Raw genomic sequence first — 2,008 nt, forward strand, 5'->3', positions numbered from 1 at the left:
CCTTGTCAGACGCACGAGGTCTCGACACGCGCAGGCTCGTTCCTCGCCGAGCGCTGCTCGACCAGCGGTGCGGGGAGCGTTTTTGTGTCTGGTGTTCAGGAATCTTCGCCAGATGTCCTCGGGGCGTCTGGGGTCTCGACACGCGCAGGGCTCGTTCCTCGCCGAGCGCTACTCGACCAGCGGTGCGGGGAGCGCCGAGGGATTGGCCAACGGCTCAGGAAAACAGTCCCTGCCCCACGTGGTCGCCCTGCCGGACTCCGGCCGGGACCGCCCACAGTCCAGAGCCGGTGTGCTCGAGATATTCCATGAGGGCGTCATCGCGCGACATCGTGTTCTGCATGGGGACGTAGCGGGTGAGGGGTTCTCTCACGAAGGCGATGAAGAACAGACCGGCGTCCAGGCGCCCCAGAGCGTCGGCGCCGTCGGTGAAGTTGTAGCCCCTGCGCAGCATCTTGGTGCCGTTGTTGTGGGTGGGGTGGGCCAGCCGGACATGGGAGTCCACGGGCATGATGGGACCGCCGCGGCCCTCCATGTCAAAGTCGGGCTCAGAGAATTCGGTGCCGCCGGAGAGCGGTGCACCTTCGACGCGGTCCCGGCCGATGAGGGTTTCCTGCTCACGCAGGCTGGTGCGGTCCCAGGTCTCGATGCGCATGCTGATCCGACGAGCAACCAGGTAGGAACCTCCTGCCAGCCAGTTGGCCGCGGGGTCGTCGCCCTCCTGGACCCATACGAAGTCCGAGAGATCCTCGGGTTCCTCTGCGTGGATGTTCGAGGTGCCGTCCTTGAAGCCGAACAGGTTGCGTGGTGTGGCCTGGGTGGTGCTGGTGGAGGAAGTCCTGCCAAAACCGAGCTGAGCCCATCGCATGGCCGCCGTGCCGAAACCGATACGTGCGAGGTTACGAATGGCATGAACTGCAACCTGGGGGTCGTTGGCGCACGCCTGGATACACAGGTCGCCGTCGCTGCGGGCCTCGTTGAGGTTGTCGGCGGGGAAGTGGGGAAGTCGACGCAACTCCTTCGGTTGGCGCTCGCGCAGCCCGAAACGGTCCTCACCATCCTTCTCGAACAGTGTGGGACCGAACCCGAAAGTGATTGTGAGACCCGATGGATCCAGCCCTTGCGCCTCGCCCGTGTCGCCGGGGGGTGCGTCGTAGGGCTGTGGTATTCCACCGCCCACGGGCTGCCCCGATGTCATGGCGATGGCTGCCTCTGTCCAGGACGTGAGGAGGGTGATGAGCGCGTCGCGTGAGTCGGTGGTCACATCAAATGCTGCAAAGTGGAGCCGATCCTGGGCGGGTGTGATGATTCCGGCCTGGTTCTCGCCATGGAATGGATAGACCAAGGGGGCGCCGGCTGCTTCATCCTCACCCGCGTGGGCAACGCCCCACCCCGCCAGCCCGGACACACCGGCGATCGCTCCGGCCCCGGCGACACCGAACAGTCCACGCCGGGATACCTTGTCCCCGGTCGGGCGGTCTCCTCCCGCACGCAATGGGCTCACAGGACGATCGCCCCCGTCATCTTCGACAGCGGCTCTCCCAATGCATTCACCGCGTCGGACAGAGCCTTGCGCTCGGGTTCCCCAACGGTGTCGTAGAACACAAATCCGCCGTCGGCTGTGCGGTGCTTGTCCAGTAGGCCCTGCAGCGCGTCAAAGCGCCCCCGGATCTCAGTGGAGAGGTCTGCGTCCTTGACGTCCAACAAGGGCTTGACCCCTTCGTAGGCCACGCGTGCGCCGTCGACATTGGCCTGGAAGTCGTAGAGATCGGTGTGGGACCAGATGTCCTCCTCGCCCGTGATCTTGCCAGCCGCGACCTCGTCAAGGAGGCCTTTGGCGCCGTTGCCGATGTCGCTGACCGTGTAGCTCAGGTCCTGCACCCGCTCATGCAGCAGCTGGGTGTTGGCAAGCAGGTCGTCGGCGAACGGCACCCGATCCACCAGGGCCAGCGGGTCGTAGCCGGCTGCCGGTGGCCACAGGTCCTTCTCGATGCGGTGCCAGCCCGTCCAC

Annotated in this window: 2 protein-coding genes; both read right to left on the minus strand. The window is 65.6% G+C overall.

Annotated features, from left to right (window positions below; genetic code table 11):
• Positions 1-214: 214 nt before the first annotated feature.
• Positions 215-1,501, minus strand: coding sequence for an iron uptake transporter deferrochelatase/peroxidase subunit (efeB, locus tag Q4P21_RS16215; RefSeq protein ID WP_303389752.1), 1,287 nt, complete (start codon positions 1,499-1,501; stop codon positions 215-217).
• The coding region (locus tag Q4P21_RS16220; protein ID WP_303389753.1) for an EfeM/EfeO family lipoprotein at positions 1,498-2,008 on the minus strand (511 nt) is incomplete at its 5' end. The genes efeB and Q4P21_RS16220, both read right to left, overlap by 4 nt.

The organism is Arthrobacter sp., from assembly GCF_030540645.1.
Classification (GTDB): Bacteria; Actinomycetota; Actinomycetes; order Actinomycetales; family Micrococcaceae; genus Specibacter.